The sequence below is a fragment of the Bacillus sp. cl95 genome (assembly GCF_900115925.1).
Lineage (GTDB): Bacteria > Bacillota > Bacilli > Bacillales > Cytobacillaceae > Neobacillus_A.
The window spans coordinates 49859-57624 of sequence record NZ_FOYF01000009.1 but is presented as its reverse complement, the minus strand read 5'-3'; the positions used below and the strand labels follow the sequence as shown (position 1 = coordinate 57624).

At 39.0% G+C, this 7766-nt stretch carries 9 protein-coding genes and 2 rRNA genes; all 11 read left to right on the top strand.

Features of this window, described 5'->3' with window-relative positions; all coding sequences use genetic code 11:
• Positions 1–118, top strand: a 23S ribosomal RNA gene (locus tag BMZ31_RS18620); the annotation flags it as partial.
• 88 nt (positions 119–206) lie between these two features.
• Positions 207–323: ribosomal RNA gene (rrf, locus tag BMZ31_RS18615) — 5S ribosomal RNA — on the top strand.
• 389 nt (positions 324–712) lie between these two features.
• On the top strand, positions 713–916 hold the full coding sequence (locus BMZ31_RS18610) for a sigma factor G inhibitor Gin (RefSeq protein WP_090833442.1): 204 nt from the start codon (positions 713–715) through the stop codon (positions 914–916).
• Positions 917–1234: 318 nt separating this feature from the next.
• Positions 1235–2677 (top strand): aminotransferase class I/II-fold pyridoxal phosphate-dependent enzyme, encoded by a 1443-nt coding sequence (locus BMZ31_RS18605; RefSeq protein WP_090833441.1) that lies wholly within the window; start codon positions 1235–1237, stop codon positions 2675–2677.
• A gap of 31 nt (positions 2678–2708) precedes the next feature.
• A complete protein-coding gene (tmk, locus tag BMZ31_RS18600; RefSeq protein WP_175478180.1) occupies positions 2709–3338 on the top strand; it encodes a dTMP kinase in 630 nt (209 codons plus the stop codon).
• 181 nt (positions 3339–3519) lie between these two features.
• The gene (locus BMZ31_RS18595; RefSeq protein WP_090833439.1) at positions 3520–3849 is read left to right on the top strand and encodes a cyclic-di-AMP receptor; all 330 of its coding nucleotides are present in this window, start codon (positions 3520–3522) and stop codon (positions 3847–3849) included.
• Between the two features lie 26 nt (positions 3850–3875).
• Entirely contained in the window at positions 3876–4316 is a 441-nt protein-coding gene (locus BMZ31_RS18590) for a YaaR family protein (RefSeq protein WP_090833438.1), read from the top strand.
• 13 nt (positions 4317–4329) lie between these two features.
• On the top strand, positions 4330–5337 hold the full coding sequence (holB, locus tag BMZ31_RS18585) for a DNA polymerase III subunit delta' (RefSeq protein WP_090833437.1): 1008 nt from the start codon (positions 4330–4332) through the stop codon (positions 5335–5337).
• Entirely contained in the window at positions 5330–6157 is an 828-nt protein-coding gene (locus tag BMZ31_RS18580; protein WP_090833436.1) for a PSP1 domain-containing protein, read from the top strand. Before holB ends, BMZ31_RS18580 begins: the two co-directional genes overlap by 8 nt.
• 13 nt (positions 6158–6170) lie before the next feature.
• On the top strand, positions 6171–6545 hold the full coding sequence (yabA, locus tag BMZ31_RS18575) for a DNA replication initiation control protein YabA (RefSeq protein WP_090833435.1): 375 nt from the start codon (positions 6171–6173) through the stop codon (positions 6543–6545).
• 249 nt (positions 6546–6794) lie between these two features.
• Positions 6795–7535, top strand: coding sequence for a tRNA1(Val) (adenine(37)-N6)-methyltransferase (locus tag BMZ31_RS18570; protein WP_090833434.1), 741 nt, complete (start codon positions 6795–6797; stop codon positions 7533–7535).
• Positions 7536–7766 lie beyond the last annotated feature (231 nt).

Sequence of the window (7766 nt, the reverse complement as noted above, 5' to 3'; positions counted from 1 at the left end):
GATTTCCCATAGCGTAAGCTAGTAAGATCCCTGAAAGATGATCAGGTTGATAGGTCAGAGGTGGAAGCGCGGCGACGTGTGGAGCTGACTGATACTAATAGATCGAGGACTTAACCAAAGTCAAAGATTTAAAAAGGTGAACTCGTTTTTACTCTTCTTCTAACATTATCTAGTTTTGAGGGAATGAACCTCAAAAAACAAAATAGTCTGGTGGCGATAGCGAGAAGGTCACACCCGTTCCCATACCGAACACGGAAGTTAAGCTTCTCAGCGCCGATGGTAGTTGGGGGCTCTCCCCCTGTGAGAGTAGGACGCCGCCGGGCAATATGAAAGAACAGCCGTTGTGCTGTTCTTTTTTTTGTGTGTTGAGGGAGTATCAAAAGAGAACTGAAGAAATGCATAAATGAGTAAAGGGAGAATTAACGCAAGTAAGGGAAGTGATACTAGTATGAGATGCTCGTACTATAAGGAGTAGATGGGGGTTAGAAGGAAAGCGCTTTGGAGGGAGTAATTGAAATAGACAATCCGTTAAGATAACACCAGCATCAAAAACAGAAAAAATATGCTCCAATTTCAAGATTTCCAATAGAGACATACACCCAAATGAAACATTTGACATACAATATTATTCAGGACCATTCCTGCGAAAAATTCTAAAAATTGTATACAAATGGATGAGACAGGAAAGAATATGTGTATGGAGGTGGGGAAATTGAGTTCGCTATTAGCTAAAAGACAAATTGAGGAAACATGCGTCGTTTGTGAACAAATGAAACCAAAAGGAATACATCTATACACTGCTTTTATATGTACAGAGTGTGAGAGAGATTTAATCCAAACAGATACGAGTGATCCAAGGTATAAATATTTCTTGAAACAACTAAAGAAAATTACAACACCAGAAATCTTCTCCTAAAAAAGTCCATTCGGGCTTTTATTTTTTTATCAAAAGCCTCTGTACTACTACAAAGTTCATATTCCTTAGAATCCGTTCCCTTAAAAATACCTGACAAGCCTTTTCACTCGTTCTTCCGGGCGTGGTGTTGTCAGAGTTAGACACTTCTTACTCACGAGTGTCGCTGATTCTCGGATTTATCATTTGTTTTAAAATAATGATTGAACTTAAACAGAGCCAGGTCAAAAGAGTTAATATGATTAATGAGAGAAAACAAGATTATTGGAGAATGTTTTGTTAAAATAGATGGGACTCTCGTATGGAAGTAGTGATGGTTAAATGGATCACAGTCAGGTACCACTATATCGGGCACTCAAAAAACATAGTAGTCGAAGTCCTCTATCCTTTCATGTACCCGGACATAAGTATGGAAAAGTATTCCCCTCGATAGAAAATGAAGATTTCCAGGGAATATTAAAAATAGATGCAACTGAGATTACAGGTCTCGATGACCTCCATGCTCCTGAAGGGGTAATCATGGAGGCAGAAGACTTGTTAGCAGATTTATATAAAGTTCAAAAGAGTTTTTTTCTCGTAAATGGTTCGACAGTAGGTAATCTTGCGATGATTATGGCGGTATGCAAGGAAAATGACATCGTACTTGTTCAAAGAAATTGTCATAAGTCAATCATGAATGCCATTAAATTGGCTAGAGCTCATCCCATTTTTCTTGAACCGGAATACGATGAGGACTGGGGAGTTGCAGCTGGTGTAACAATTGCTACGATAAGCAAAGCATTAGATCAATATCCAAATGCGAATGCGCTCATCCTTACATACCCTAATTATTATGGGATGACATATGATCTAAAAAGTATCATAAAAGTGTCTCATGAAAAAGATGTTCCTGTACTTGTAGATGAGGCACACGGAGCTCATTTTACCATCGGTGGAAATTTCCCTACTTCTGCAACAACCTTAGGTGCAGATATTGTGATTCAATCTGCTCATAAGACATTGCCTGCCATGACAATGGGTTCTTATCTACATTTCAATAGCAAACGTGTATCCATAACGGAAATCTCGGAATATTTACATATGTTTCAGTCTAGCAGTCCATCTTATCCCATCATGGCTTCCCTTGATTTAGCTAGAGCCTATTTAGCGACATTCTCGGGTGAGGACTATGATTCTTTAATGAGAGAAATTCGATCTTTTAAAAAAGAAGTGGAACATCTAGATGGTCTTAAAGTAAATACCTATAAAGAAGGCATGTTGGATCCTTTAAAATTGACGATACAATCTACAAGTGGATTAACAGGATATGAATTGCAAAACCAATTTGAGGGTGTTGGCATTTTTACAGAAATGGCTGATCCACAGAATGTAATTCTCGTTCTTCCATTATTGAAGAAGACACAACAGAACTTCTTTGCTGAGGCTTTGGAAAGAATGAAAAAGGTTTCATTCGGGTTAAAAGGGACAAACATGGAAAGAGAAGCTATTAGAACCAGTAAGAAACCAATTTCTGAGCTAGCCCTATCCTACAAACAGATGGAAGGATTATCGGTCACTTACATAGAGTTAGAGGAATCAGATGGAAGGATTTCAGCCGAAACAATCATACCCTATCCTCCTGGAATTCCACTTATCCTAACAGGTGAAAGGCTCACGAGCAGTGTCATTTCAAACATGAAAAGATTAATGTCATACGGAAGCAGATTTCAGGGTGGAGAAAGTTTAGAACAAGGAAAGATTAGAGTCTTTTCACAATCAAGCTAGTCTCACAATACATAGTTTTGGAGGATACATCATGGAAGGAATTTTTATCACAATAGAGGGACCAGAAGGAGCAGGGAAATCTACGATTATTTCCATGCTCACTGAGAAACTTATCTCAAGTAATTTTGATGTTTTACTTACTCGTGAACCGGGGGGCATTGATATTGCGGAACAGATTAGAAACGTCATATTGAATACTGAAAATACAGCGATGGATCCACGTACTGAAGCATTACTTTATGCAGCTGCACGGAGGCAACATCTGATTGAAAAAGTAAAACCAGCGTTGGCAGAGGGTAAAGTTGTACTTTGTGACCGCTTTGTTGACAGTTCTCTTGCTTACCAAGGCTATGCACGCGGACTAGGAATAGATGAAGTCTTCAAGATCAATGAGTTTGCCATCGAGGATATGATGCCAGAGCTTACGTTATTCTTTGACTTGGAACCTGCTTTAGGACTGGAGAGAATTGGCCTTAATAACGGTCGCGAAGTAAATAGACTCGATTTGGAAAAGCTTGATTTCCATGAAAGAGTAAGAGAAGGTTATCATATTTTGTTAAACCGTTTTAGCGATAGAATGGTTTTAATCGACGCATCAGGGCCAATTGAGCAAGTTTACCGTGATGCTGAGGAAGCCATACTAAAAAGACTCAAAAAATAAGTTAACATGAAAAAAGCCTCTCAGGGGCTTTTTTTAACAGAAAGATTCAATATGAGCAAAGTAAGCCCTTATAATCAAGTCATATATATACCTTTTAATTTCCAATTGAATATACGATGTAACTAACAGTTGTAACTGTTATAATATAGAAAGAACCAATGCGGAAAAAGGAGTGGATAATATGAAATTGATACTAGCCGTCGTTCAGGATCAAGATAGCAACCGCTTATCTTCAGCACTGGTCGATCATAATTTCAGAGCAACAAAGCTTGCTAGTACGGGTGGATTCTTAAAATCAGGAAATACGACATTCATGATTGGGACGGAAGATATTCGTGTAGACAAGGCTTTAGAAATTATTAAGGATAACTGTAAGTCAAGGGATCAATTAGTCGCTCCGGTATCTCCGATGGGTGGAAATGCAGATTCCTATGTGCCTTATCCGGTTGATGTAGAAGTTGGTGGAGCAACAGTATTCGTCCTGCCAATTGAACAATTTGTTCAATTTTAGAAGGACATGTTTACGGAGGATGCAGAATGAAAATTAACCAAGATCTTCGTTTGAACATGGATCAAGTAAGGTCTGAAGTAAAACAGCAATCCGTCGGTACCGCAAAGTTTGGAGCGCTTGTTCAAAAGCAAGACCAAAAATTACATGTCGCGCAATTGCAACAGCTAATGGCAGACATTGAATCAGCTGGCGATAGACTTGGAAGGTCAAGAACTTTCAAGGAACTAGCAAAATTTAAGACCCTTGTTAAGCGTTTCGTCAAGGAAACGGTTGATTTTGGAATGGGTCTGAAACAATCACATAGCTGGAACCAGATGGGACAAGGGCGTTCACTCAAGATTGTCGAAACGATAGATCAGAAGCTAGTTGAGTTAACGGAAGAAATCACGAAAAAAGAAGGCGAGTCCATAGATGTTCTTGGCAAAATCGGGGAAATTAAAGGACTTTTAATTAATTTATATACGTAAGAGAGTGATAAATTTGGTTAAAACATGGGACGAGCTTGATCAGCTTCAGCCGATTGTCATGAAAATGCTGAAAAATAGTATCCTAAAAAATAGGGTTGCCCATGCGTACTTATTTGAAGGTATGAGAGGTACGGGCAAAAAGGAAACGGCAATCATACTTGCAAAAGTACTACTTTGCGAATCTCTCCTAGATCAGTATTTACCATGTGATGAGTGCAGCAATTGCAAGCGGATAAATAGCGGTAACCATCCTGACGTACATATCGTTGAACCAGATGGTTTATCGATTAAAAAGGCTCAGGTACAAGCCCTTCAAGAAGAGTTTTCAAAAAAAGGCGTTGAATCATCAAGGAAAATTTATATGATCGTACACGCGGATAAAATGACCGTAAATGCAGCCAATAGTTTGTTAAAGTTCCTAGAGGAACCGAGTGCGCAAACTGCAGCCATACTACTGACAGAGCAGACTCAGCAAATACTCCCAACTATCCTATCCAGATGCCAAGTTCTTTCATTTAAGCCTCTATCACCTGCTAATATGACAGAAATATTGTTGCAAAATGGTCTAAGTCGACAAAATGCTGCAGTTTTAGCCAATTTGACGAATAATGTCGATGAAGCATTGCAATTAAATAGTGATGAATGGTTTGTACAAGCGCAAAAAATAGTGTTAAAATTATATGAAGTGCTAAAAAAAAATCCGCTTGAAGCCATGGTCACGCTTCAAGGTGATTGGTTCTTGCACTTTAAGGAAAAAGATCAGATTGATCGAGGTTTAGATCTATTACTTTTAATCTTTAAGGACTTACTTTATATACAGCTTGGCAAACACGAACAAACCGTTTATGTTTCAGAAAAAGAACGGTTAGAGCTTTATGCCTTGCAAACATCCGGACGGCGCATATCCGAGCAGATGGCAGCGATCTTAGATTCAAAAAGAAAGTTGCAAGCTAATATGAATCCTCAGCTGTTAATGGAACAGCTTGTGTTAAAATTGCAGGAGGGATCTTCATTTGTATGATGTTGTAGGCGTACGCTTTAAGAAAGCTGGTAAGATTTATTACTTTGACCCCGGCGATCACCATATAGAAAAAGATGAATTCGTCATCGTTGAAACGGTTCGCGGTGTTGAATTTGGTAAAGTTGTTATAGCAAGGAAGCAAGTCGAGGAGCATGATGTAGTCCTTCCGCTCAAGAAGGTAGTTCGTATTGCCGATCAAAAGGACAGACTCATTGTTGACGAAAATAAGTATGCTGCCCAGCAAGCCTATGAAGTCTGCAATGCAAAAGTCAATGAACATCAATTAGATATGAAATTAGTAGATGTGGAATATACTTTTGATCGTAATAAAGTTATTTTCTATTTTACGGCAGATGGACGTGTCGACTTCCGTGAACTTGTAAAAGATTTAGCCGCTGTTTTCCGGACTCGAATTGAATTGCGCCAGATTGGCGTAAGAGATGAAGCGAAGATGCTAGGTGGAATCGGACCTTGTGGCAGAATGCTATGCTGTTCGACTTTCCTAGGAGACTTTGACCCGGTTTCAATCAAAATGGCAAAAGATCAGAACTTATCACTAAATCCTACTAAAATCTCTGGATTATGCGGTCGCTTAATGTGCTGCTTAAAATACGAAAATGATGAGTATGAATCAGCAAAAGAACTATTGCCTGATTTGGGTGCGTTCATTGCAACACCGCATGGAAAAGGAAAAGTAGTAGGTTTGAATATTTTAGAACGGATTTTACAGGTTGAATTCAAGGAACAGGAACGTGTACTCGAATACACCCTAGATGAAATCATGAAAGAAAGTGCAGTTTCGATACAATCCACAGACTAATGGGGTGGAATGCGTGGATAAAAAAGAAATTTTTGATTCAGTGAGCAATATGGAGGTCCAAATTGGACATCTTTATCGTCAGCTTGGTGAATTGAAACAGCATTTAGCAGAAATATTAGAAGAAAATAATTCTGTCAAAATTGAAAACGAACATTTAAGACGCCGTCTGGAAAAAGCAACAGAGCGAGAGGGGAAATCTCCCGTTTCCAAGAAGAAAGGAAAAGGGCAAACAGAAACTCCTGATGAAAAATCTGTTGATATTGGCGAGGGATATGATAATTTGGCCCGACTATATCAAGAGGGTTTCCATATTTGCAACCTGCATTTTGGCAGCTTGCGAAAAGAAGGAGATTGCCTTTTCTGTCTTTCCTTCTTAAATAAGAAATAAATGCAGCCTTCCTTTCAATTAGGAAGGCTATTTTGTTAAACTTTGATTAGTAAATACATACGGGCGGGTTATAGACTAGAGACTTCGATTTTCTCTTGTTAAGAGCGGCATCGGCTCGTGGGCATAGGCTAATGGCTTCGGAAGGCGAAGAACGCATTCTGACAGCGCTCGTCTTATGCTTGTCGCTGATAAGCGACCGCACTTCGCTTTTCTGGATATACTAATGGTATTGAAGCAATGGAGGATATTATGACGATTTTAAAAGATGATGAACGGCTGGATTACTTACTTGGTGAAGACTTAAAAATCATACAAAGTCCTTCTGTTTTTTCATTCTCATTGGATGCCGTTTTATTGGCAAAGTTCGCATACGTTCCGATACAAAAAGGAAACTTGCTGGATCTTTGCAGTGGTAATGGGGTCATCCCATTGTTTTTGAGTTTAAGGACAAAGGGGAAAATTACTGGCGTTGAGATACAGGAACGCTTATATGATATGGCAATAAGAAGTATTGAGTATAACGGTCTTGATGAGCGGTTAAGCATGATAAATGGGGATATTAAGGAAATGCCTAAAGTATTAGGCTTTGGCAAGTATGATGTTGTAACCTGTAACCCCCCATATTTTATCACTCCGTCTTCAGAAGAAATCAATTTGAACGAGCATTTGGCAATTGCCCGCCATGAAATAATGTGTACATTGGAAGATGCCATTAAAGCGGCAAGTCAGTTAGTGAAACAAGGTGGGAAAGTAGCTTTTGTTCATCGTCCCGGCAGACTTTTAGATATCGTTACACTCATGAGAAAGTATCGCTTGGAGCCTAAGAGAGTGCAATTTGTTTATCCTAAAGCAAACAAAGAAGCAAATACATTATTGGTTGAAGCTATCAAAGATGGCAATGCCGATCTGAAAATACTTCCCCCGCTGGTAGTATATAATGACAAAAATGAATATACCTCTGAGATGAATGAAGTATTATTTGGAACTTAATTAATAATAATAGAGTTTTTATTTTAGGCTGTGTTAATGTACAATGTTGATTTTCTGCACTTTGTTGATTGGAGCGGAGGATGCGAGACTCCTCGAAAATCCTCATTATGCTATCGCATAATATCGTGCGATGTAAATTCAGGGAAACATTCCTTGTGCTACCGCCTTTTCTTCGTGCGTGGGTTCATTCGAGGAAGTCAATCAATGTCCTGCAAGATTAGCGGGACAGGT